The organism is Agromyces protaetiae, from assembly GCF_004135405.1.
GTDB classification, from domain to species: domain Bacteria; phylum Actinomycetota; class Actinomycetes; order Actinomycetales; family Microbacteriaceae; genus Agromyces; species Agromyces protaetiae.
Window position 1 is genome coordinate 2,271,895 of the sequence record NZ_CP035491.1, and the last position, 20,964, is coordinate 2,292,858.

At 68.8% G+C, this 20,964-nt stretch carries 23 protein-coding genes; 18 read left to right on the plus strand and 5 right to left on the minus strand.

What is annotated here, in order from left to right:
- Positions 1-43 precede the first annotated feature (43 nt).
- Positions 44-1,273 (minus strand): exonuclease domain-containing protein, encoded by a 1,230-nt coding sequence (locus ET445_RS10545; protein WP_129191195.1) that lies wholly within the window; start codon positions 1,271-1,273, stop codon positions 44-46.
- A gap of 151 nt (positions 1,274-1,424) precedes the next feature.
- On the opposite strand from ET445_RS10545, the gene ET445_RS10550 reads away from it, so the two are divergent.
- The 6 genes from ET445_RS10550 (at position 1,425) to ET445_RS10570 (ending at position 6,317) form a co-directional block, all read left to right on the plus strand.
- The gene (locus ET445_RS10550) at positions 1,425-1,676 is read left to right on the plus strand and encodes a hypothetical protein (protein ID WP_129191196.1); all 252 of its coding nucleotides are present in this window, start codon (positions 1,425-1,427) and stop codon (positions 1,674-1,676) included.
- Between the two features lie 125 nt (positions 1,677-1,801).
- Positions 1,802-2,797, plus strand: a complete 996-nt coding sequence (locus ET445_RS10555) for an IS481 family transposase (protein WP_129192509.1) — start codon at positions 1,802-1,804, stop codon at positions 2,795-2,797.
- 74 nt (positions 2,798-2,871) lie between these two features.
- Positions 2,872-3,012 (plus strand): hypothetical protein, encoded by a 141-nt coding sequence (locus ET445_RS17270; protein ID WP_165314376.1) that lies wholly within the window; start codon positions 2,872-2,874, stop codon positions 3,010-3,012.
- Between the two features lie 77 nt (positions 3,013-3,089).
- The gene (locus ET445_RS10560; RefSeq protein ID WP_129191197.1) at positions 3,090-3,422 is read left to right on the plus strand and encodes a nucleotide pyrophosphohydrolase; all 333 of its coding nucleotides are present in this window, start codon (positions 3,090-3,092) and stop codon (positions 3,420-3,422) included.
- Positions 3,409-5,163, plus strand: a complete 1,755-nt coding sequence (locus tag ET445_RS10565; RefSeq protein ID WP_129191198.1) for a DNA/RNA helicase domain-containing protein — start codon at positions 3,409-3,411, stop codon at positions 5,161-5,163. The genes ET445_RS10560 and ET445_RS10565 overlap by 14 nt, the downstream gene beginning before the upstream one ends.
- A 47-nt stretch (positions 5,164-5,210) precedes the next feature.
- Positions 5,211-6,317 (plus strand): PD-(D/E)XK nuclease family protein, encoded by a 1,107-nt coding sequence (locus tag ET445_RS10570; protein WP_165314377.1) that lies wholly within the window; start codon positions 5,211-5,213, stop codon positions 6,315-6,317.
- 65 nt (positions 6,318-6,382) lie between these two features.
- Here the strand turns inward: ET445_RS10570 and ET445_RS10575 are convergent, their stop codons facing one another.
- Together ET445_RS10575 and ET445_RS10580 are read right to left on the minus strand one after the other, a co-directional pair.
- Positions 6,383-6,967 (minus strand): VanZ family protein, encoded by a 585-nt coding sequence (locus ET445_RS10575; protein WP_165314378.1) that lies wholly within the window; start codon positions 6,965-6,967, stop codon positions 6,383-6,385.
- On the minus strand, positions 6,964-7,668 hold the full coding sequence (locus ET445_RS10580) for a M15 family metallopeptidase (protein WP_243695169.1): 705 nt from the start codon (positions 7,666-7,668) through the stop codon (positions 6,964-6,966). Before ET445_RS10580 ends, ET445_RS10575 begins: the two co-directional genes overlap by 4 nt.
- A gap of 87 nt (positions 7,669-7,755) precedes the next feature.
- Between ET445_RS10580 and ET445_RS10585 the strand changes: the two genes are divergently transcribed.
- Both ET445_RS10585 and ET445_RS10590 read left to right on the plus strand, forming a co-directional pair.
- A complete protein-coding gene (locus tag ET445_RS10585; RefSeq protein WP_129191201.1) occupies positions 7,756-8,472 on the plus strand; it encodes a response regulator transcription factor in 717 nt (238 codons plus the stop codon).
- Complete coding sequence (locus ET445_RS10590) at positions 8,465-9,574, plus strand: sensor histidine kinase (protein ID WP_208008371.1); 1,110 nt, start codon at positions 8,465-8,467, stop codon at positions 9,572-9,574. Before ET445_RS10585 ends, ET445_RS10590 begins: the two co-directional genes overlap by 8 nt.
- On the opposite strand, the gene ET445_RS10595 is transcribed toward ET445_RS10590, so the two are convergent.
- The gene (locus ET445_RS10595; protein WP_129191203.1) at positions 9,564-11,147 is read right to left on the minus strand and encodes a PucR family transcriptional regulator; all 1,584 of its coding nucleotides are present in this window, start codon (positions 11,145-11,147) and stop codon (positions 9,564-9,566) included. The two genes, ET445_RS10590 and ET445_RS10595, sit on opposite strands and share 11 nt — an antisense overlap.
- 216 nt (positions 11,148-11,363) lie before the next feature.
- Between ET445_RS10595 and ET445_RS10600 the strand changes: the two genes are divergently transcribed.
- Positions 11,364-12,209, plus strand: a complete 846-nt coding sequence (locus ET445_RS10600) for an alpha/beta fold hydrolase (RefSeq protein WP_129191204.1) — start codon at positions 11,364-11,366, stop codon at positions 12,207-12,209.
- A 76-nt stretch (positions 12,210-12,285) separates the two neighbouring features.
- A complete protein-coding gene (locus ET445_RS10605; protein ID WP_208008373.1) occupies positions 12,286-13,017 on the plus strand; it encodes an alpha/beta fold hydrolase in 732 nt (243 codons plus the stop codon).
- A 169-nt stretch (positions 13,018-13,186) separates the two neighbouring features.
- Here the strand turns inward: ET445_RS10605 and ET445_RS10610 are convergent, their stop codons facing one another.
- Complete coding sequence (locus tag ET445_RS10610; protein WP_129191206.1) at positions 13,187-14,065, minus strand: alpha/beta fold hydrolase; 879 nt, start codon at positions 14,063-14,065, stop codon at positions 13,187-13,189.
- Positions 14,066-14,306: 241 nt separating this feature from the next.
- On the opposite strand from ET445_RS10610, the gene ET445_RS10615 reads away from it, so the two are divergent.
- From ET445_RS10615 to ET445_RS10650, 8 genes are all read left to right on the plus strand, one after another.
- Positions 14,307-14,822 (plus strand): TetR/AcrR family transcriptional regulator, encoded by a 516-nt coding sequence (locus ET445_RS10615; protein WP_165314379.1) that lies wholly within the window; start codon positions 14,307-14,309, stop codon positions 14,820-14,822.
- A gap of 31 nt (positions 14,823-14,853) precedes the next feature.
- The gene (locus ET445_RS10620; RefSeq protein WP_129191208.1) at positions 14,854-15,213 is read left to right on the plus strand and encodes an ArsR/SmtB family transcription factor; all 360 of its coding nucleotides are present in this window, start codon (positions 14,854-14,856) and stop codon (positions 15,211-15,213) included.
- Positions 15,210-15,743, plus strand: a complete 534-nt coding sequence (locus ET445_RS10625; protein WP_129191209.1) for an SRPBCC family protein — start codon at positions 15,210-15,212, stop codon at positions 15,741-15,743. Before ET445_RS10620 ends, ET445_RS10625 begins: the two co-directional genes overlap by 4 nt.
- Positions 15,740-16,549 carry an alpha/beta fold hydrolase gene (locus ET445_RS10630; protein ID WP_129191210.1) on the plus strand — a complete coding sequence of 270 codons (810 nt, stop codon included), beginning with the start codon at positions 15,740-15,742 and terminating at the stop codon, positions 16,547-16,549. The genes ET445_RS10625 and ET445_RS10630 overlap by 4 nt, the downstream gene beginning before the upstream one ends.
- Positions 16,550-16,628: 79 nt before the next feature.
- A complete protein-coding gene (locus ET445_RS10635) occupies positions 16,629-17,447 on the plus strand; it encodes a GntR family transcriptional regulator (protein ID WP_129191211.1) in 819 nt (272 codons plus the stop codon).
- 207 nt (positions 17,448-17,654) lie between these two features.
- Complete coding sequence (locus ET445_RS10640; protein WP_129191212.1) at positions 17,655-18,251, plus strand: glucose-6-phosphate isomerase family protein; 597 nt, start codon at positions 17,655-17,657, stop codon at positions 18,249-18,251.
- 66 nt (positions 18,252-18,317) lie between these two features.
- On the plus strand, positions 18,318-19,355 hold the full coding sequence (locus ET445_RS10645; RefSeq protein WP_129191213.1) for an ABC transporter substrate-binding protein: 1,038 nt from the start codon (positions 18,318-18,320) through the stop codon (positions 19,353-19,355).
- A gap of 68 nt (positions 19,356-19,423) precedes the next feature.
- A complete protein-coding gene (locus ET445_RS10650) occupies positions 19,424-20,953 on the plus strand; it encodes a sugar ABC transporter ATP-binding protein (RefSeq protein WP_208008375.1) in 1,530 nt (509 codons plus the stop codon).
- The last annotated feature ends 11 nt before the right edge of the window (positions 20,954-20,964 follow it).

Consider the following 20,964-nt stretch of genomic DNA (forward strand, 5'->3'; position numbering starts at 1 on the left):
GATCTAGATTCCGACGGTGCTCAGAGGCGTTGCCCCGCGACCGTCAGCCGGCGAGCAGCCGCTCGAGGTGCGCTTCGCCGACGATCGGGATGCCGTAGGCGCGGGCCTTCGCGGCTTTGCCCGAGAGGGAGTCGGGGTCAGCGGCGATGACGAGCTTCACCTGCTGGGTCACCGCGGGACGGGGCACGAAACCCGCCGCCTCAATGCGGCGGTGCCATTCCGAACGGGGCGCCGAGAGCTCGCCGGTGATGACGAGGTGGTCGCCGGGCTGCAGCGCGAAGGCTGTGGGTGCCAGCACGATGATTTCGCGAGCTTCGGTGACGCCGGTCGGACCGTTGATCGCGGCAGCCAGGCGGTCGCCCGGAACCGCGAGCAGCTTCGCTACCGCGGCGAGGTCGGCGATCTCGTCGACCTCGAGCACGCCGTCGGCCCACGCGACGTCGACCAGTGCGTCGAAGTACCGCTCGTGCAGCGTCTCGCAGGTCGAACGGGAGATACCGAGCTCCTCGGCGAGTGCGACGAGCGAGTCGGCTTCATGGGCCGAGAGGTGCCGATCGAGCAGGGCCCGGTCGAGCAGGGCGAGGTACTGCTGCTGCTCGACGGGGCCGGCGAACTCGGGGAGCTTCACAGTGATCCGCACCAGGAACTCGGCCGGTGCCGGTGCCGTGTTCGCGGGGCGAGGCATCCAATCGCGCGCAGCCGCGCCGGTGGGCGACGGCCAGCTCGCCTCGGAAGCCCGATCGAGGGTGCCCCACCAGAATCCGTCCTCGGCGAGCAGGAGGTACTCGCTGAGCAGGAGCGCCGTCGCGTGCGCATCGGCGGCGGCCTGGTGGGCATCCCCGATCTCGATATCGAAGGCGGCGCAGCAGTCGGCCAGTGCACGCCCCGCGCCCGGCAGCAGTTGGCGTGCGAGCAGCATCGTGCACAGGGATGCCTCGTCGAACGCCGGTGCCGCGTAGCCGGCGCGAGCGAACTCCGCCGCGAGGAACCCCAGGTCGAAACGCGCGTTGTGCGCGACGACGACCCGACCCGCCAGGAGCCGCAGCAGCTCGTCGGCGACCTCTATGAACCGCGGCGCCCGCATCACGTCCGCGGCGCGCACCCCGTGAACGTGCACCGGCCCGAGGTCGCGCTCGGGGTTCACGAGCGTGTCCCATTCCCCGGTGATTCGGCCGGCTTCGTTCACATGGACGACCGCGATCTCGACGATTCGATCGCCGTAGCGCGGGCTGAATCCAGTGGTCTCGAGATCGACGACGGCATAGCCGGGCATGGATGCTCCGTTCGGGTCGGAGGAAGAGGGGAAGTAGGGCGCTTGGATGCTACGGGGCAGCGGAGACGGGCGGCATCCCCCAATTCTGGGCGGAGTTCACGCTGGCTCGTCGCGTCGCCAGGATGAGCAAGCAGCACGGCAAGGGCCGGGCGTGAGCGGCATTCGGAGACGGGTACGCCGCGCACGGCGATCGAACTGCAGCACGGTGATCGAACTGCAGCACTCCGGCCTACAGCACTACCGGTCTGCGGCTGTCCGCCTGGAACACCTTCGGAAGCTCACGAACGGCACCGAGCACGCCGCCGACATCGACGAATTCATCGCCGACCTCCGCCTGGCGAACAAGCGGTGCCCGCGCCTCCAACAGGAGCTCGATCGGGTTCGATTGCCCGTCGACCGCTGAGGCCGGTCGCGGTGTGATGTCCAGGGACGTTGCATCGGAACACGGCCCTGATCTGCTGAAGGGCGAAGGCCTCCGGTTGTGAAGTGGAGCTGTTCAAGGAAGCGCTTCGACGACTGGAGGCCTTCATGTCCCACGCTAACGCGCTGCTGACTCCGCGCGCTCGACTTCGCCTGGCACGCCTGATCATCGACGAGCACTGGTCGCCGCCGGTCGCGGCGAAGATGTTCATGGTCTCGTCCGTGACCGCCCGCAAGTGGGCCGCCCGCTACCGCACCGAGGGGATCGCCGGGATGGCTGACCGCTCGAGCCGGCCCCGTTCGATGCCGGCCAAGACGCCGCGGCCAATGGTCAAACAGATCGTCAAAGCCCGGTGGCGCCGCCGCCTCGGTCCCGCGCAGATCGCCGGCGAACTCGGCCTGCCGACCTCGACCGTGCACGCCGTCCTGGTGCGCTGCCGGATCAACCGGCTGGGCCGCATCGACCGCGTCACGGGCGAGGCGATCCGCCGCTACGAGCACGACCACCCCGGCTCGCTGATCCACGTCGACGTCACGAAGTTCGGCAACATCCCCGACGGCGGCGGCTGGCGCTACGTCGGACGACAGCAGGGCGAGAGACACCGGCAAGCCACCGCCCGCCGCACAGGCAACCGCAATGCGCTCTATGAGCCGAAAGTCGGCACCGCCTACGTGCACACCGTCATCGATGACCACTCCCGTGTCGCCTACGCCGAGATCTGTGCCGACGACAAGGCCGCGACTGCAGTCGAGGTCCTGCGTCGCGCGGTCGCCTGGTTCGCCGAGCGAGGCGTGGCCGTCGAACGCGTGATCTCCGACAACGGGTCGGCGTACAAGTCCTACGACTGGCGCGACGCGTGCATCGAGCTCGGCATCACGATGAAGAAGACCCGCCCGTACCGCCCGCAGACCAACGGCAAGATCGAACGCTTCCACCGAACCCTCGCGGACGGCTGGGCCTATGCGCGCTTCTACGGCTCAGAGACCGAACGTCGCGACGCTCTGCCCGACTGGCTGCACTTCTACAATCACCACAGGCACCACTCCGCGATCGGAGCCCCGCCCACCAGCAGACTCAACAACCTGCCTGGACATCACATCTAGGGCATCACCCCAGTGACATCCGGCGTCTCTCCTAGCCTGTGGCCATCGATTCGTTCACGAACCTGGAGGACACCATGCCGAAGCAAACCGGCACCATGACCCGTTTCGCGCGCAAGTGGGGTGAGGTTCTCACAGGCCTCGCGGGACTGCTCATCTCGGGCGGGGTGGTGATCTCGGTGCTCGCATCCCACGAGGCCGGACTCTTCACGGCCTGAGGCGGTCGCCACACGCTCAAACCCCGCTTCGGTGGGTCGCCCGACCCGAATGCGGGGCGGGCGGCCCTCGTCTGTCTATGCTGAGCGACGTGACGAGTGAACAAGTGACGGCCGCCCTCCGCACGTTCATCGCAGAACGGGACTGGGAGCAGTTCCATACGCCTGAGAATCTCGCGAAGTCGATCGCGATCGAGGCGGGGGAGCTGCTCGAGGAATTCCAGTGGGCACCCGAGTTCGACGCCGATCGTGTTCGCTTGGAACTCGCAGACGTACTGACCTACTGCTACGAACTCGCCGACCGTCTCGGCGTCGACCCCGAAGCGGCCATTCTCGAGAAACTCGAGATCACAAGGCGGAAGTATCCCGTTGAGGTCTCCCGTGGGCGGAGCGCCAAGTATGACCGGCTTTGAAGTCGAAGAGATCCCCTTCGACTCGGAGAGACTGCGCGACTATCCCGACCCGAGCGGTCGGCTGAGCAACTGGCCTGCGGTATACGCCATCAACAACCACCGAGACGTCTACGTCGGAGAGTCCGGCAATGCACTCCTGCGGATGGTGCAGCATAAACGCGACCCCAAGAAGCAGCACCTCGAGATGGCCCGCATCCTGCTCGACGGCACGTTCCATCGCTCGGCGTGCTACGACCTCGAGTCGCTGTTGATCCAGTGGTTCTACTCAGATGGCAAGTTCACCGTCATCAATGCGAACGACGGTCACCGGAACGAGGAGTACGCGGGCCGAGCGGAGTTCCAGCCGCGATTCCGTGAGATCTTCGAGGCGCTGAAAGACAGGCAACTCTTCCAGCACACGCTGGCGGAGATCGAGAACAGCGACTTCTTCAAGCTCTCGCCGTTCAAGTCGCTCGTTCCCGATCAGGAGCGGGCGGTGCTCGAGATTCTGAAGTCGCTGTTCGAAGCCATCGAGATGGGTCGCACGTCGACGATGGTGGTCGCGGGCAATCCCGGCACGGGAAAGACCATCGTGGGGGTGTCGCTCATCAAGACGCTGCGCGACATCGAGGCATCCGGAGGCGTCGACGACGCAGAGCAACGCAGCTCGATCTCCGACTTCTTCGCGAGTGGATACCCGGAGATGCTCCACGGCATGCGCATCGGCTTCGTCATTCCCCAGCAATCGCTGCGGACCTCGATTCAGCGCGTCTTCGACCGCGCACCCGGTTTGAAGAAGTCGATGGTGCTCACCGCGTTCGATGTCGGAAAGTCGACGGAACCGTTCGACATCCTCATCGTCGACGAGGCGCACCGGTTGAACCAGCGCGCGAACCAGCCGTCGGGTTCTCTCAACAAGGCGTTCACCGAGATCAATGAGCGGCTCTTCGGCGCCGACTCGAACGACATCACCCAGCTCGACTGGATTCGCAAGCAAAGCACGCATCAGGTGCTCCTCCTCGATCCCGCGCAGACGGTCAGACCCGCCGACCTCCCGCCCGAGGTCATCGGCGAGGTCATCGGCGAAGCGAAAGTCAGCCATCACTACTTCCCGTTGCGAACTCAGATGCGTGTGAAGGCCGACGCCGACTATGTCGGCTACGTGCGAGGAATGCTCGGTGGCGCGAGTCCGGCTCCGATGGACTTCGGCGACTACGAGTTCGAGTTGTTCGACGACATCGGCGCGATGGACGCTCGAATCCGCGCATGCGATGAGAAGTACGGTCTGTCTCGGCTCGCCGCCGGTTACGCCTGGGAGTGGGTGTCGGATCCCAAGAAGAAGGCGATCAAGCGGCTTCCGCTCGCGAAGCGCCCATACGACATCGAGATCGAGGGGCATCGCTGGCGCTGGAACTCGGCCGACAAGGACTGGATCCGTTCGGCGGACTCGGTGAACGAGGTCGGTTCGATCCACACCGTGCAGGGCTACGACCTCAACTACGCCGGCGTCATCATCGGCCGTGACCTGTACTTCGACGAGGCGGCCGGTGAGATCCGGTTCGATCGGCGCGCATACTTCGACAAGAAGGGCGTCGAGAACAATCGAAAGCGCGGCATCGTCTACACCGATGAAGACATCGCCAGATACGTGAAGAACGTCTACGCGGTGCTGCTCACCCGAGGTATCCGAGGCACGTTCGTGTACGTCTGCGACGAGGCGCTGCGCGAGCATCTTCGGGCGTTCTTCCCCGCATCGTCATGAGCGTTCCTTCTTCGAAGGGTGAGGAAGGCCGCAGTACGGTTCATGCCATGACGCTCGACCTGGCGTTCCTCGACGCCTCACTGTCGCCTGCGCGCACGCGTGCGCGGCCGGTGAACGTCTACGACATTCTTCGCGAAGGTTGGCGAGAGACGCGGGTCGACATGACGCTGCAGTTCTTTCTCGACCCGCACGAGCGCCACGCGTTGGGATCGCTCGTGATCGATGCGTTGGTTCGTCTGTGCGACGGCGCCCCCACGATCGGGTCGGCGGGTCGGTCAGGCGAACGCATCGTCGCGGCCGACTTCCTCGGTTCCGACGAATGGGAGATCGCGACGCAGGTCGAGTTCATCGACGTCTATGCCGCGAATCGGGAGCTCGACGTCGCGATCGTGCTCGAGAACAAGATCGGTCACGTCCTGAACAACCCGTTGCGAAGGTACGCCGAGATCGCACGCGGCGACGGGTTCGCGAATGTGATCGTCATCGTGCTCGCGCCCTCCGTGCGCGAACACCTCGATGTCGAGCAGCGAAGGTTTGTGTCTGTCGCGGTGACGTATGCGCAACTCGCCGACGAGATCAAGCGTTCACCCGAACTCATCGAGTTCCTGCTGAGTCCGAAGGATCTCGATCAGCGTCGAAGCCTCGACCTCCTTCAGCAGTTCATCGAAGCCAGGAGCGGAGACGGCGACATGACCGACCTTGAGAACGAGTCCAGGCGGCTCGAGGAATGGCGCAGCCTCCTCGAGACGCATGGGGAGGCGATCAGAGCGTTCGAGGATGCACGGAGTGCGATCGGTCGCCTGATCCGTGATCGTCGGAAGCGATTGGAGCCGCTGATCGCTGAGCTGCTGGCAGCTGAGGGTCTGTCGACCGGTCGGGAAGCGCACGGAGGCATCCGTGAAGAAACCTGGAACGCCTACTACTTCCCATCGGCGGACTGGAGCGTGGAGCTGAAGTTCTCGGCGGATCCGGCCCATCCGGCGATCTACGTCTACGACCGCCGTGGTCGTACCTACAAGGATTCGACCATCGAGCCGCTCGGGCTCGACTGGACGGCGACCGACGAGCAGATCGCGGGGGCATTCGTTCGTCAGGTCGTTCGGGTGTTGGGTGAAGCGCGAGCCGGAGCCCGCCCGCAAGCGGGTGGCGTCTGATCGGAGGGTGCGCGCGGCACCCGCACGGCCGCACGTCTCCGCGCCGGGACTGAGCCGGTCCAGCTTCACCCGCCCCGCACCCGCTCGTGCATGAGCGGCCCGGTGTCGGCCGGGGTGAACTGCAGCGGGGAGGCGACGACAACCGCGGTGACGGCGAGCGCGACGACGGTGCCGATCGTGCAGAGACGCACGATACGCGCGCGAGCGAGGTCGTCGGCGCCGAGGCGCCCCTGTGTTCGTCGCATCCGTCGCGTCCGGCTCGCGAGCGCGAACCCGACGAGCGCTCCGCCCGCGTTCACGATGACGTCCGTGACATCCGTGCTCCCGACGGCGAACGCGTACTGGCCAATCTCGAGTCCGGTGCTCGCGGCCGCGGCGACGAGCGCCGTCCTCCACCACGGCCAACTGGGCGCGAGGAGCGCGAGGTAGACCCCGAACGGCACGAAGATCACGACGTTCGCGAGCACTTCGAGCGGTCGGCTCGCCCCGAATGCGCCGGCGGCGATGAATGGCACGAGCTTGATCTGGCGGTCGAAGTCGTTGCCGATCCACGGCGTCTCGAACTTCCACATCACGAGCCACACGAGTAGCGCAAGGTAGACGAGGAACAGGATCGCCGCGAAGTGCCGAGGCGTGCGCGGTTCGCTCATCCCTGCATCCTCGGGTCGTGGGTCGGGTCGATGTATGGCGCCGGACATCCGTGCTCCACCGCTTCGGGCCGCAGCTCGTAGTGCCACATCTCGTTCGCGTAGATCTGGCACAGGCCGTAGGCGTCGCCGTGTTGCGCGAGCCAGTCCGTGGCATCCATCATGCCGATGTCGACGGCCTCGCCGGAGACATGCGGCGACGTCTCAGGCGTCGCGACCCAGCGGGCTGCTTCGGCCTCGGAGCCGTACTCGGAGACGGCTTCCTGCAGCAACTCGGCCTGGTACGCGGGCGAGCGCCAGCCGCTGTTCACGATGAACGCGACCCCGTCGACTCGGGCATCGGTCGCGGCCCGGCGGAGCGCATCGAGGAGGGCGGGGTCGAGTCGCGTCACGGCGGGCACGTCGTCGAAGACGGTGACGTCGCCGAGGACGCGTCCGTCGGCGTCTCCGCTGCCGACAGACGAGCGGCCGTCGGATGTCTCGGCGCCGGCCTCTGCGTCGGAGGCACCTGCGTCGTCGGGCGACGGCGCCGCGTGCGCGATCGACGGGCCCTCGCTTGCGGCCGAAGCGGGCGTCGGGAGACCGCGCAGCCAGAGCATCGCGCATGCGGCGACGGCGGCCACTGCGGCGACCGCGCAGACGGTCGCGATGAGGGAGAGGACGGACCGCCGTTGAGCGCGGTCCGGGGGAGTGGAACTGAGCATGCGACCAGTCCATGCGTACGCGTGTTGCGAGGGCGTACGAGGATTCCGATACGCCCGCGATACACCGCGCCTCGTAGCATCGAGGGCATGCGGGTACTGGTCGTCGAGGATGAACCGCTCATGGCCGCGGCGATCCGCGACGGACTGCGCCTCGAGGCGATCGCCGCCGACCTCGCGCACGACGGGCATGCCGCGCTCGAACTTCTGAGCGTCAACAGCTACGACCTCGCGGTGCTCGACCGAGACATCCCGGGGCCGTCGGGCGACGAGATCGCGCGCAGCATCGTCGAATCGGGATCGGGCATGCCGATCCTCATGCTCACCGCGGCCGATCGGCTCGACGACAAGGCCTCGGGGTTCGAGCTCGGCGCGGACGACTACCTGACAAAGCCGTTCGAGCTGCGGGAACTCGTGCTGCGGCTCCGCGCGCTCGACCGCAGGAGAGCGCATCACCGCCCGCCCGTGCGCGAGATCGCGGGCCTGCGGCTCGATCCGTTCCGGCGCGAGGTGTTCCGCGACGGTCGTTACGTCGCGCTCACGCGCAAGCAGTTCGCCGTGCTCGAGGTGCTCGTCGTCGCGGGAGGCGGGGTCGTGAGCGCCGAAGCCCTCCTCGAGCAGGCGTGGGACGAGCACGCCGACCCGTTCACGAACGCCGTGCGCATCACGGTCTCGGCGCTGCGCAAGCGACTCGGCGAACCGTGGGTCATCGCGACGGTTCCAGGCGTCGGGTATCGCATCGACGTCGCGCCCGAGGGCGGCGATCACCGCGACGGGCCGGATGTCTCGTGGGGCCCCCGTGGGTAGGGCGCCCGGGCTCAGCGCCCGCGTGAAGCTCACCCTGAGCTACGCGGGCTTCCTCATGGTCGCGGGCGTGCTGCTGCTCGCCGTCGTGTGGGTGTTCCTCCTGCGATACGTTCCGGCGTCTGCCGTGTGGACGGAACAGGGCTTCTTCCCCGGACGCGACGACCTCGTCCGCGCGTTCGCGCCGGCGGCGGCGTGGGCGTTGCTCGCGCTTGCGGCGTTCGGCCTCCTCGGAGGATGGGTTCTCGCGGGGCGCATGCTCGCACCACTCGCGAAGATCACGACGGCGACGCGCGCGGCCGCGAGCGGGTCGCTCTCGCACCGCATCGACCTGGCGGGTCCGAACGACGAGTTCCACGAGCTCGCCGACAGCTTCGACGCGATGCTCGCAAAGCTCGAGGCGCACGTCGAGGAGCAGCGCCGGTTCGCGGCGAACGCGTCGCACGAACTCCGCACGCCGCTCGCGATCACCCAGACCATGCTCGACGTCGCGCGCGCAGATCCCGACGCCGACCCGGGCGAGCTCATCGAACGACTGCGAACGGTCAACGCACGGGCGATCGAGCTCACGCAGGCGCTCCTCGTGCTGAGCCGTGCCGATCGGCGCTCGTTCACGCCCGAGCCCGTCGACCTGTCGCTCGTCGCAGAGGAGGCGGCCGAGACGCTCCTGCCGCTCGCGGAGGCGAACGACGTCGTCGTCGAGACATCCGGTGACCTCGCAATCGTCGACGGATCGCCGACGCTCCTCCTGCAACTCACGACGAACCTCGTGCACAACGCGATCGTGCACAACCTCGCGGGCGGCGGCAGCGTCGACGTCGCGACGGCGGTGCGAGGGGGTCGCGCGACGCTCGTGGTCGAGAACACGGGCGACGTGCTCGATCCGGCGCTCGTGGCCACCCTCGCCGAACCGTTCCGACGCGGCACCGACCGGGTTCGCGGCGATCAGGCGGGCGTCGGACTCGGGCTCGCGATCGCCGACAGCATCGTGCGGGCGCACGACGGGCGACTCGACCTCGCCGCCCGCGACGGCGGCGGACTGCGGGTCGTCGTCACCGTTCCTGCTGCCATCGAACGGCCGAGCGGCGACGCCTTCAGTCGATGACCGGCGACTGCCCGCCCGATTCGAATGCCGCGAGGGCGACCTGCAGTGCGAGCGCGGTCTCGGGGTGGTCGAGGTCGGCGTCGAGGAGCGCCGTGAGGCGCCTGATCCGCGAATAGAGCGCGGGACGGCTGAGATGCAGGTGCCGGGCGGCGACAGAGACGTTGCGCCCGGACGCGAGATAGCTCGAGAGCGTCTCGAGCATGCGCTCGCGATCGGCGCGTGGAAGCCGCAGGATGGCGCTGAGTCGCTGTTCCACGAACGCTTGAACCCGAGGGTCGCCTCTGAGGAGCCACAGCAGACCGCGGGCGCCGAGGTCGGCGGGGCGCACGAACCGGAGGTCGGGGCGGAACCGCGCCTCGGCGAGTGCGTGTTCGGCCTGTTCGAACGCCGACTCCAGGTCGCGCACGTACGACACCCGGTCGCTGATCGCGATGGCGACGGGGGAAAGTCGTCGTCGCAGGCTCTCGACGAGCGATGTGAGCACCACGTCGCTGTCGCGGCCGGAGTCGACGGAGAGCAGCACATGGCGGACGCCCGGCGACAGTTCGCCCGAGATGCCCTCGACGGCGGCGTCCGCGAAGACCGCCGAGAGGGCGGACATGACGAGGTCGCGGTCGGCCGGCTTCGGATCGGTGACGAGGCACGCGAAGAGCGAACGCCCGGCGACGGGGAGACCGTATGCCTCGAGCCCCGCCGTGACATCCGCTGCCGCGTACCCCGGCGACAGCACCCCGTTCATGAGCCGCAATTGGGCGTCCTGGTCGAGGAGGTTCGCGCCGGTCTCCCGCGAGTGCGCGAAGCCGATCGCGGCGATCGCACGGTCCGCCACGGCGTAGTCGGACGCGGTCGGCGGATGCGGCAGCATCAGCACGAGTCGGCCCCATGAGACCCCGCCGGCGCCGACCGTCATCGTGAGGTCGTTGGGACGTTCGCGGCCGTCGGGGCGCCGCGCGGTCTCCTCCCACTGCTCGAGGAAGGCCGGGATCGCCGTATCGGCGCGGAACGCGATGACCCGATGGTTCAGATCCTCGAGGATCACCGCAGCCCCGGTCAGGTCGGCGACGGCGTCGACGATCTCCTGGCTGCGGGCGCCGGTGACGGTCAGCCGGGTGAACGTCTCGTGCACGCGGGCGGTCCGCTCGAGCTCGAACGTCTGCCGCTCGGCGATGACGCGGTGCACCGCGTGCGTGATGTCGACGAAGCGCGAGGGCAGATCGAGCACGATGAGCGTGAGCTCGGCGGCCTCCGCGCGCGCCACCAGATCGTCGGAGAGCTCGTCGACCGAAACATGCAGTTCGACGACGATGCCGCTCGCGCGCTTCTCGGCGAGCACGTCGATCATGCGCTCCCAGCCGCCCGGGCCGGGTTCGAACCCGACCCCGCTCGTGAGCACGAGATGGTCGGGATCGACGAAGTCGGTCATGTCGGCCTGCTCGCAGACGTGCACCCACTTCACCTTCGTGGTGGGCAGTCGGTCAGGACTCGTCAGCACACGCGGGTGCGCCAGCTTCACCGACGGGAGCTCGAGCACGTCGCTGAGCGGCATCCAGTGGTCCTCGAGTCGCATCACCATTGTCACAGTGTAAAGATTCGACCGTGAAGTCGAGCGCGTCTGCAGCTGACGGTTGACGAGAGTGTCGGACTACGGTTGCCCGCAACCCGGGCGATCCCCCCACCGCCCTCCGGGAGTCGATGGCGCCGAAGCCGCGCACACCCCTGCATCGACTGCCGACTTCTTCGACGCGATCGTGCTCCCGGCGGGTGGTGGCCCACGAAGAGGAGTACGGCCATGAACGCCACATCCAAGATCGCGGCAGCGGCATTCTCGCTCGCCGCCGCGGCGACACTCGCCCTGTCGGCGTGCACGACGGGCACATCCTCGGCGGACCCGCCGACCGAGACCCCCGACCCGGCCGGCGGTTCCGCGGAGCATCCCACGATCGTGCTCGTGCACGGGGCGTTCGCGGATGCGAGCGGGTGGGAGGGGGTCATCGATCGCTTGCGCGACGGCGGCTACCCCGTGCTCGCGGTCGCGAACCCGCTGCGCGGACTCGGGAAGGACAGCGCATACCTCCGTGGCGTCCTCGACACGATCGACGGTCCGCTCGTGCTCGTCGGGCACTCCTACGGCGGCGCCGTCATCACCAACGCCGCCACCGGCGACCCGGATGTCGCGGCGCTCGTCTACGTCGCGGCGTTCGTGCCCGACGAGGGGGAGGTGCTCGGCCAGTTCGCCGATCCCGAAGCGTACCCGGGTGCACTCCTCGGCCCCGACTCGCTCGTGCACCGACCGTCGCCCGACGGTGAAGACGAAGTGAGCATCGATCCCGATCGGTTCGGCGAGATCTTCGCCGCCGACCTGCCGACCGACGTGACCGCCAATCTGGCGACCCGCCAGCGGCCCGTCGCGAGCACGGTGTTCGGCGAGCCGTCGGGCCCGGCGGCCTGGCGGGACATCCCGAGCTGGTACCAGGTCTCCACCGAGGACAAGGCGATCTCGCCGGCGGCACAGCGATTCTTCGCCGACCGCGCCGGATCGGAGACCGTCGAGGTCGAGGCCTCCCACGCCGCGTTCATCTCGCACGAACGCGCGACCGCGGAGCTCATCGAGTCGGCGGCGAATGCCGCGCGATGAACCTCGAGCACGCGGCACCCACGACACATCCGCAATATCCGACGTCGACCCCTCGACGCAACGAAAGGACATCCTCATGAACAACGCACACTCGACGACCGGGGCGAAGCCCACGGTCGTGCTCGTCCACGGCGCCTTCGCCGACGGCAGCGGCTGGGACGACGTGATCGGCGAACTGCAGCAGGACGGGTTCCCCGTGCTGGCGCTCGCGAACCCCCTGCGCGGACTCGCGTCCGATACCGCGTACCTGCGAAGCATCCTCGACACCCTGACGGGACCGCTCGTGCTCGTCGGCCACTCCTACGGCGGCGCGGTCATCACGAATGCCGCCACGGACAACGCGAACGTCACCGCGCTCGTCTTCATCGCGGCCTTCGTGCCCGACGAAGGCGAACCGCTCGGGAAGTTCGCGGACCCGGTGGCCTACCCCGGCGCCCTCCTGAGCCCCGAGGCGCTCGTCGTGCGCCCGTATCCCGGCGGACTCGAGGCGAGCATCGACCCCGACCGTTTCGCGGCGATCTTCGCGGCCGACCTGCCGGCGCAGCTCACGACGAAGATGGCGGTCCGGCAGCGGCCCGTCGCGCTCTCGGTGTTCGAAGAGCCCTCGGGTGCGCCCGCGTGGCGCACTGTTCCGAGCTGGTACCAGGTGTCGAGCCGCGACAAGGCGATCTCGCCCGTCGCGGAGCGGTTCTTCGCCGAGCGGGCCGGTTCGCACACCGTCGAGATCGACGCGTCGCACGCCGGGTTCGTGTCGCACGCGTACACGACGGCGCGGCTCATCAAGGAGGCTGCGAGCGCGGGCGGGTGATCGGTCGGCGGAGCGACCGGATGTCCGGCCGCACACGGAGGGGGCCCGCTCGTCGAGCGGGCCCCCTCGGCGTCGGGCTCCGAGCGGCCGATCCAGCGCGGCCGGTGGCGGGCGGCCGGTACGGGCCGCAGGTACGGGCCGCCTGTACGGGCCGCTGGTACGGGCCGCGTCAGGCCGGCTGCGCCATGAGCCAGGCGTGCACGTCGGCCCCGATGCGGAGGACGGCGCTCGCGTGGCCGTCGCCGGTGATGAGTCGCGTCGCGCCGGGGATCCGGTCGGCGAGCCACTCGCCGTGAGCGACGGGAACCGACAGGTCCTGCCGCCCGTGGAGGACGAGGGTCGGAGCCGTGATGGACTCGACGTCGAACTCCCAGTCGCGGACGAAGGCCAGGAGGTCGTCGATCCAGCCCTCGATACCGTGCGTCAGGCCTCGCGCCATTGCGGCCGAGATCCAGGTCCCGATCTCACCCTCGAGGAGTTGGACGTCGACGGCGGGGGAGATGCTCTCGAAGCTTTCGGCGTGGTCGTCGGCCACCGACCGCTCCAGACGCTCTCTGAGAGCCTGCACGCTTTCGGACGCGATGACGAAGCCGTCGGCGTTCGTGGCCCCCATGCCGTTCAGCCAGTCGAGACCGGGAGCGTCCCACGGTGCGAGGGACGCGACGGCGGCGACCGCGACGACCCGGTCGGGGAGGAGTGCGGCGCACGCGAGCGCGTGCGGGCCGCCGCCCGAGGGCCCCCAGCAGCGGAACTTCTCGACGCCGAGGGCGTCGGCGACGGCGGCGGTGTCGGATGCCACGCGCGCGACCGAGCGGCCCGGGTCCTCGTCCGACCCGCCGAAACCCGGTCGGTCGTAGGCGACGAGACGGATGCCCCGTGCGAGCGCGTCGTCGGCCCACGGCCGGTAGATCGTCCCGGATCCCGGAGTTCCGTGGTGCATGATCACGAGCTCACCGGTCGGATCTCCCGCTTCGTAGGCCTGGATGCGGCGCCCGGTGGGGTGCTGGACGGCGAACTCGCGAGTCGCGGCGATCGGAGAGTAGGGCATGGTGTGTTCCTTTCGATTCAACAGAGTCGGACACTGTGTCGGACACCGTGTCCGAATGTGAGGCTACATCATGTCCGGACGCTGTGTAGTACCCTTCAGGTGATCCGCCCGACGAGCACGACGACGTCAGTCAGGAGCGCGAATGCCATCGATCACGAGGCGCCCGTCCGAGAGCTCGGGCCGACGAGCCCAGGTCGAAGCCGACGTGTTCGCAGCGACGCGGCGACTGCTCGATCAAGGCATGAGCTTCACAGAACTCGGCGTGCAGCAGATCGCCGCCGAGGCCCAGGTCGCTCGGTCGACCTTCTACGCGCACTTCGAAGACAAGGCGGATCTGCTCATGCGCCTCGCCGTCGGGACCATGGGCGAGTCGTTCGACCTCACCTCGGCCTGGGCGCCGGACGACGGTTTCGACGCTCTCGCTCAGACCTTCGTTCGCGTCGTCGCCGTGTTCCGAGAGCATTCGAGCGTGCTGCGTGCGATCGCCGAAGTCTCGACGTACGACGGCGCCGTCCGTGAGTTCTGGGGCGAGCAGCTCTCGCGGTTCGTCGGCTCGACCGTCGCGGGGATCGACGCCGAGCGCGACGCAGGACGAACGCCCGGCTCCGTGGACGCCGAGATCTCGGGTCGGTTGATCGTCGTCGCCGGACAGCACGCGATCGTCGACCACATCATGCGGCGTGATCCCGCCGAGGACGCCTCCTTCGCGTGGGAGCTCGCGGCCACGTGGTGGTACGGGGTGTACCGGCGGCCTTGACGCACCCGGCGATCGAGGTTAGTTTCCTCTTGTGGAAATTGCCGAGAGCGGAAACAAGGCGTATGTCTCTGCGAGCGCGTCGTTCTCAGCCCTCGCCGACCCCGTGCGAATTCGCATCCTCGAACGGCTCCGAGGCGCCGATGCGACGGTATCCGATCTCGCAGGCGACCTCGGGGTCTCCCTGCCGTCGATGTCGAAGCACCTCAACGTGCTGCAGAAGGCCGGGTTCGTGACCCGGCACGTCGAGGCGCAGACGCGCCGCTGCAGCCTCGACCCCGACGGCTTCGCGCGGCTCGCCGAGTGGTCGCGGCGGTTCGAGTCGCTCTGGATGGGGCGCCTCGACCGCCTCGACGCGGTGCTCCGAGCGGAAGACGAGGACGCGGGCGCATGACCGACACGACCGTCATCCGGCGACCGACCGGACTCTCCTTCCGCCGACGCTATCGGCAGGCGCCCGAGCGGCTCTTCGCAGCCTTCGCCGACCCCGACACGCTCGCCCGCTGGTGGGGCCCGCCCGAGTGCCCGATCGTCGAAAGCGCCCTCGACTTCCGGCCGGGCGGGGAGTGGCTCTACCGGCTGCGGTCCGCGGCGTCCGGTGTCGAATACCGGTCGCGCGCGGTCTTCGACGAGATCGAACCCGCCACGAGGATCGTGTTCACCGAGACATCCGCCGATGCCTCGGGCGCGCCCACCGCGGACCGCCCGGCCGCCCGCACGACCGTCGAGTTCGTCGCCGACGGCGACGACGACGGTCCCGGCACGCTCCTCCTCATCGACGTCGAGCACGTCTCCGAAGACGAAGCCGCGAGGGCGCTCGCGCGCGGCGTCGAAGGCGGGATGTCCCGCGCGCTCGACCAGCTCGAAGCGCTGCTCGCCACGGCGCGAACACGCGAAGGCCGACCGGACGGAGCACCCCGATGACCGAACTCGTGTCCGCCGACGGCACCCGCGTCGCGTACGAGGTCGTCGGCGAAGGCCCCGCGGTCGTCCTCGTCGACGGCGCGATGTGCTTCCGCGACTCGGGCCCCATGCGCGCTCTTGCGGCCGAACTGGTGGGATCGGCCACGAAGACCGGATGCTCCGCGGTGCTCTACGACCGACGCGGGCGCGGGCGCAGCGGCGACACCCTGCCGTATGCGATCGACCGTGAGATCGACGACCTCGCAGCGCTCGTCGACGCGGTGGGCGGTCGCGCCGCACTCTTCGGGATGTCGTCGGGAGGTGCGCTCGCCGCGCTCGCGGCCGCCCGTCTCGGCGACGCCGTGTCGACCCTCGTCGTCTTCGAACCCCCGTACCTGCCCGAGCAGGACCGCCTCGAGGCATCCGCCTACACCGCCGAGCTGACCCGCGCGCTCGCGGCCGGCGATCGGGACGCGGCCGTGGCAGCGTTCCTCGCACGCGTCGGCGTGCCGCTGCAGGGCGTCGAGGGTATGAAGCGGTCGCCCGCATGGGCCGGCATGACCGCCATCGCGCCGACGCTCGGCTACGACGACGCCGTCATGGGCGACAGCGCCGTGCCTTCCGCCGCGGCGGCGATCACCGCGCCGACGCTCGCGCTCGCCGGGGGAGCATCGCCCGACTTCCTGCGATGGGGTGCCCGCGCACTCGCCGGGGCCGTGCCGGGCGCCCGGTTCGAGGTGCTCGAGGGGCAGGGGCACGATGTCGACCCGGTGCCGCTCGCGGCCGCGATCCGCGGCGCGATCGGCGCCCGCGGCGGCTCGATCTGATCCGGGTGCGCAGCAAATCCGGAAAACCCGGGACCGAATGTGATGTTGTCATCTCAAGATGACAAGTAGAATTGCCGCCATGAAGGAGCTCGACCGCGGTTCGCCGATCCCGCTGTACTACCAGCTGCGCGAGGCGCTCATCGCGTTCTTCCAGGACGAGGACTTCCATCCGGGCGATCGCGTACCGGGCGACTTCGAGCTGTGCGAACGCTACGGCGTCTCCCGCACGGTCGTGCGGCAGGCCCTCGCCGACCTCGAGTACGAGGGCGTCATCGAGCGGGTCAAGGGCAAGGGCACCTTCTATGCGGCGCCCAAGGTCGCCGAAGGGCTCGCGCAGTCGCTCACGGGCCTCCACGAAGACGTCGCGGCCCGCGGGAGCGAGCTCGTGAGCGTCGTCCGCCGCCTCGAGGTGATCCCGGCCGACGCGAAGCTCTCCGCCGACCTCGAGATCGGCGCGTTCCAGCCGGTGATCCTCATCGAGCGGCTCCGCAAGGTCGACGGCGAGCCGTGGGCGCTGACCGTCACGCACGTGCCGTTCGACGTGGCGCCCGGGCTCCTCGAGGTCGATTTCACCGACCAGTCCCTCTATGCCGTGCTCGAACGCGACTTCGGCGTGCGACTCGCGACGGGCCACCGGTCGATCGAGGCGGCCATCGCCAGCAAGGCCGTGGCCGACTCGCTCGAGATCCCCGTCGGCGCGCCGATCCTGGTGCTCCGCAGCGTCAGCCGTGATGCCGGCGGCCGCCCCGTCGAGAGCTTCGTCGCCTACCACCGCGGCGACCGGAGCCGGTTCGAGGTCGACCTCACACGGTCGGCGAGCGGCACCCCGGCTCCGCCGCTCGTCTTCGTGACGTCGGGCCCGTCGCTCATCGCCGACCCGGTCTCGGCGTCTCGGTAGCCGGCACAGGCTCGCGCTGAGCGCCCGCACGCGCGGGCGCTCTTCCGGCGCGCGTTGTGACATCCGCCGCCTTCGCGCCGTGCGGGCGTGACATCCGACGCCTCGACGGAACGCGGTCTCCGAGAATGTAGTGACAAGTTGCGAACCTGTCATGACAGGACTACATTCATCACGTACCACGTTGCAGATCCGAAGGAGCATCTCCACATGGCTGACTTCGCAGCCCCGCCGCTTCGACCGTTCTCGATCAGGCTCGACCGCTCGTCGCTCGAACTGCTCCCGGCCGGCCCGGTGCTCACCCGCCGACTCTCCGACCTCGAGGGCCTCTTCGCCGACGAGGCCGCCTGGCGCGCCGACGTCGACAACGGCGACCCGATCGTCTACACGGTCGCCTCGTCGCCCGTGCCCGAGACCGCCACCGAACTGCCGCAGTCGATCACACGCATCCGCCCCGGCGACGTGGCAGGCGAGCTCTACTTCACCAAGGGCCACATGCACCCCGTCGCCGAGGGCGAGATCTACCTCGGCCTCGAGGGCGAGGGCGGCCTCCTGCTGTTCGACGGCACCGACATCGAGTTCCTCGAGATCACCCCCGACCGCATCGGGTACATCCCGCCGGGCTGGGCGCATCGCAGCGTCAACGTCGGTTCGAACGACGACTACAGCTTCCTCGCCGTCTACCCCGGCGGCGCAGGGCACGACTACGGATGGGTGCTCGAGCACGGCTTCGGCGCGCGCGTCTACGCCGGCGCCGCCGGCGCAGAGCTCCGTTCGTACCCGCAGCCGGCCCTCACCCTCGGCTGAACCCGGGCATCGCCCGAACCGCACGCTCCACCAACACCCCAACCATGTGAACAAAGGAGTTTCCCAATGGCGCAAGCACGGAGTGCTCGTTCCACGGTGGTGATCGTCATCACGGCGGTCGTCGCCCTGCTCGTCGGCCTCGTCGCCGGCCGCTTCATCTTCGGAGGCGGCGACTCGTCGGCCTCCGCGGCCGGTGAGACCGGTGTCGCCGGCACGAAGATCGACGTCATCACCAAGGCGACCCAGAGCGACTTCTGGCAGTCGATGCTCGCCGGCTCGAAGGCCGCGGGCACGGACCTCGGCATCGACATCAAGCTCACGGGCCCGACGGCCGAGACCGACATCGACCAGCAGGTCGCAATGGTCGAGGACTCGATCACGCGCCAGGTCGACGCCATCGTCCTCGCCTCGAACTCGTCGACCGCGCTCAACTCGGTCATCGAGAAGGCGCGCGACGCCGGCATCAAGGTGATCGTCGTCGACAACGCCGTCACCACGGCCTCCGACGGCTTCATCGGCACCGACAACATCAAGGCCGGCCAGCAGGCCGGCGAGAAGATGTGCGAGCTCATCACCGCGCAGGGCAACGCCGACGGCAAGATCCTGCACGAATCCGCAGCCTCGGGCCAGCAGGTGCTCGTCGACCGTTACGACGGTTTCGCGGCCGGTCTCAAGGCGACCTGCCCCGACGCCGAGATCATCCAGACGCTCGTGAACGACAACGACCTCAACAAGGCCGTCAGCCAGGTCACCGACGTCATCAACGCCAACCCCGACCTCGCGGGCGTCTTCGCCGACAACAACACGTCGGGCACGGGTGCCGCTCGTGCCGTCTCGGCCTTCAAGGGCTCGACGGTCCAGGTCGTCGCGTTCGACTCCGACCCGGCAGAGGTCGACGCCGTCAAGGACGGCATCATCGGCGCGATCGTCGTGCAGAACCCGTTCTTCTTCGGCTACCAGGGGGTCGTCGAGGCAGCCATGGCCGTCGCCGGGAGCCAGCCGCCGGTGAACCTCGACCCGGGCGCCGTGCTCGTCGGCCCCGACAACGTCGAAGACGCCGCCCTGCAGTCGCTGCTCAACCCCGCCAAGGAATCGGGCGACTGATCCCCATGGGTTCCACCATCACGACCAGCGTCGCCTCGGAGCCTCGAGGCTCCGGGGCGACGCCCTTGGTGAGTCTTCGTTCGGTCTCGAAGTCGTACGGCGCCGTGCGCGCGCTCGACTCCGTCTCGATCGACTTCCTCCCCGGCGAGGTGCATTGCCTCGCGGGCGAGAACGGCGCCGGCAAGTCGACGCTCATCAAGATCCTGACGGGCGCGGTGTCGCGCACCGACGGCGAGGTGGCCGTCGGCGGCGACGTCGTGCCGGTGCAGGTCTCGCCCACGTACATGCGCGACCGCGGCGTCGGGGTCGTGTATCAGGAGCTCAGCCTCTTCCCCGAGCTGAGCGTGCTCGACAACCTGCTCATGGGGGCGTTCTCGACCGTCGGCGGCTTCCTCCGCGGCGCGCGGAACAGCAAGGAGGCGCGCGAGCACCTCCGCCGGGTGGGCCTCGAGGAGCTCTCGCTCCACGCCCTTGTGCAGGACCTCCCGACGGCGACCCGCCAGCTCGTCGAGATCGCCCGCGTGCTCGGCCACAAGACCGACTTCGTCATCTTCGACGAGCCCACGACGGCGCTTTCCGAGCGGGAGGCGGCCGACCTCCTCCGACGCATCTCGGCGCTCCGCGACCAGGGCATCGGCGTCCTCTACGTCACGCACCGCATCGAGGAGATGTTCGAGATCGGCGACCGCGTGACCGTCCTCCGCGATGGCACGCTCGTCGAGACGAAGCCCATGTCGGCGTACACGCCCGAGTCGCTCGTCGAGGCGATGGTCGGGCGGAACCTCGAAGACCTCTACCCGGCACGTCGGCCGTCGCCCGGCGAGCCCGTGCTCGAACTGCGCGAACTCGGCGTGGTCGGGTACCGCGCACCCGTCTCGATCACGGTTCGCGCGGGCGAGATCGTCGGCGTCGCCGGTCTCCTCGGCAGCGGCCGCAGCGAGATCCTCCGTGCGGCGTTCGGCGCCGACCCGAACTCCGGCGGCGAGGTCTTCGTCGGCGGCACGAGGGCGGATGTCTCGCGGCCGGGCACGGCGTCGGCATCGGGCATCGGCCTCCTCACGGAGGACCGGAAGGAGTCGGGCATCTTCCCCGACCTGTCGATCCGCGAGAACATCTCGGTCGCGGGGTACCGTCGCCTCGAAGCGGGCGGATGGCTCAGCCGGGGCCGGATCGACCGCTACGTCGCCGATGCACTCCGCGGACTCCGCGTGAAGTACCACTCGCTCGACGATCCCATCACCTCGCTCTCGGGCGGCAATCAGCAGAAGGTCCTGTTGGCCCGTTGGATGGGACTCGGCGCGAAGACGCTGCTCCTCGACGAGCCGACCAAGGGCGTCGACGTCGGCGCCAAGGCCGACATCTACCGTGCGATCGCCGACATGGCCGACGCCGGGATGGGCTTCCTCGTCGTGTCGTCGTACCTGCCCGAACTGCTCGGGCTGTGCGATCGCATCCTCGTCGTCAAAGACCACAAGGTCGTCGCCGACGTTCCCGCAGCGGATGCCACGGAGGAGTCGATCATGCAGCTCGCGAGCATCGACACCGCCCACGCATTCGCCCCTGAAGACGTGACCACCTCGGTCACCGCAATCGACTGAAGTCCCGGAGT

Coding starts and splice junctions, on each gene's coding strand:
- ET445_RS10545 (WP_129191195.1), bottom strand. CDS start 1,273: ATGCCCGGCTATGCCGTCGTCGATCTCGAGACCACTGGATTCAGCCCG.
- ET445_RS10555 (WP_129192509.1), top strand. CDS start 1,802: ATGTCCCACGCTAACGCGCTGCTGACTCCGCGCGCTCGACTTCGCCTG.
- ET445_RS17270 (WP_165314376.1), top strand. CDS start 2,872: ATGCCGAAGCAAACCGGCACCATGACCCGTTTCGCGCGCAAGTGGGGT.
- ET445_RS10560 (WP_129191197.1), top strand. CDS start 3,090: ATGCTGAGCGACGTGACGAGTGAACAAGTGACGGCCGCCCTCCGCACG.
- ET445_RS10565 (WP_129191198.1), top strand. CDS start 3,409: ATGACCGGCTTTGAAGTCGAAGAGATCCCCTTCGACTCGGAGAGACTG.
- ET445_RS10570 (WP_165314377.1), top strand. CDS start 5,211: ATGACGCTCGACCTGGCGTTCCTCGACGCCTCACTGTCGCCTGCGCGC.
- ET445_RS10575 (WP_165314378.1), bottom strand. CDS start 6,967: ATGAGCGAACCGCGCACGCCTCGGCACTTCGCGGCGATCCTGTTCCTC.
- ET445_RS10580 (WP_243695169.1), bottom strand. CDS start 7,668: ATGCTCAGTTCCACTCCCCCGGACCGCGCTCAACGGCGGTCCGTCCTC.
- ET445_RS10585 (WP_129191201.1), top strand. CDS start 7,756: ATGCGGGTACTGGTCGTCGAGGATGAACCGCTCATGGCCGCGGCGATC.
- ET445_RS10595 (WP_129191203.1), bottom strand. CDS start 11,147: ATGGTGATGCGACTCGAGGACCACTGGATGCCGCTCAGCGACGTGCTC.
- ET445_RS10600 (WP_129191204.1), top strand. CDS start 11,364: ATGAACGCCACATCCAAGATCGCGGCAGCGGCATTCTCGCTCGCCGCC.
- ET445_RS10605 (WP_208008373.1), top strand. CDS start 12,286: ATGAACAACGCACACTCGACGACCGGGGCGAAGCCCACGGTCGTGCTC.
- ET445_RS10610 (WP_129191206.1), bottom strand. CDS start 14,065: ATGCCCTACTCTCCGATCGCCGCGACTCGCGAGTTCGCCGTCCAGCAC.
- ET445_RS10615 (WP_165314379.1), top strand. CDS start 14,307: ATGAGCTTCACAGAACTCGGCGTGCAGCAGATCGCCGCCGAGGCCCAG.
- ET445_RS10625 (WP_129191209.1), top strand. CDS start 15,210: ATGACCGACACGACCGTCATCCGGCGACCGACCGGACTCTCCTTCCGC.
- ET445_RS10630 (WP_129191210.1), top strand. CDS start 15,740: ATGACCGAACTCGTGTCCGCCGACGGCACCCGCGTCGCGTACGAGGTC.
- ET445_RS10635 (WP_129191211.1), top strand. CDS start 16,629: ATGAAGGAGCTCGACCGCGGTTCGCCGATCCCGCTGTACTACCAGCTG.
- ET445_RS10640 (WP_129191212.1), top strand. CDS start 17,655: ATGGCTGACTTCGCAGCCCCGCCGCTTCGACCGTTCTCGATCAGGCTC.
- ET445_RS10645 (WP_129191213.1), top strand. CDS start 18,318: ATGGCGCAAGCACGGAGTGCTCGTTCCACGGTGGTGATCGTCATCACG.